Below are 1011 nucleotides of genomic sequence, written 5' to 3'. Positions count from 1 at the left end.
ATGTGTTGGCGGTGGTGGTGCATCACATCGCGGCGGATGCGTCGTCGATGGGTCCGTTGGTGCGGGATGTGATGGTGGCGTATGCGGCGCGTACTTCGGGTGAGGTTCCGGGGTGGTCGTCGTTGCGGGTGCAGTATGCGGATTACGCGTTGTGGCAGCGGGAGGTGTTGGGGGAGGAGTCGGATCCGGGTTCGATCGCTGCTCGGCAGATCGCGTTCTGGCGTGGCGAGTTGGCCGGGTTGCCCGATTTGCTGGAGTTGCCGACGGATCGTCCGCGGCCTGTGGTGGCGTCGCTGGCCGGTGCGCGGGTGGATATCGAGATCGATGCGGCGACGCACGCGGGACTCGTGGATTTGGCTCGTGCGCATGGGGCGACGTTGTTCATGGTGGTGCACACGGCGTTCGCGGTGTTGCTGGCTCGGTTGTCGGGTTCGGATGATATCGCCGTCGGTACTCCGGTGGCGGGTCGTGGTGAGCGGGAGCTGGATGATCTGATCGGTATGTTCGTCAATACCGTGGTGTTCCGGACGCGGTTCGAGCCGGGTGAGTCGTTCGCGGGTTTGCTCGGTAGGCAGCGTGAGTCGGATCTGGCTGCGTTCGCGCATGCGGATGTGCCGTTCGAGCGGTTGGTGGAGGTGTTGAATCCGCCGCGGTCGACGGCGCGTCATCCGTTGTTCCAGGTGGGGTTGTCGTTTCAGAACATCGCGCGGGCGGTGTTGGAGTTGCCGGGTTTGTCGGTGGCTGGTGTGGATGCGGATTTGGATGTGTCGCAGTTCGATCTGCATTTGATCGTGGGTGATGCTTATGCGGAGTCGGGTGCGGCTGCGGGTATCGGTGGGTTCTTGACGTATGCGACTGATCTTTTCGATCGGGCGACGGTCGAAGGGTTTGCTGATCGGCTCGTGCGCATCCTCGCCGCCGTGGTCGCCGATCCCACCGTTCCGGTCGGCGATCTCGACCTACTCGCCGACACCGAGCGCACCGACGTGCTCACCGCGTGGAACGACACCG

At 63.9% G+C, this 1011-nt stretch carries 1 protein-coding gene; it reads left to right on the top strand.

The genetic code is table 11. From position 1 onward, the window contains the following. A partial coding sequence (locus ABZ824_RS39755; RefSeq protein ID WP_356970061.1) for a condensation domain-containing protein occupies nucleotides 1-1011 on the top strand: 1011 nt, incomplete at both ends.

This window comes from Nocardia sp. NPDC047038, from assembly GCF_040644075.1.
In the GTDB taxonomy this organism is placed as follows: Bacteria; Actinomycetota; Actinomycetes; order Mycobacteriales; family Mycobacteriaceae; genus Nocardia; species Nocardia sichangensis.
The sequence above is the reverse complement of the archived record's forward strand: the minus strand, read 5'-3'. Positions and strand labels throughout refer to the sequence as shown.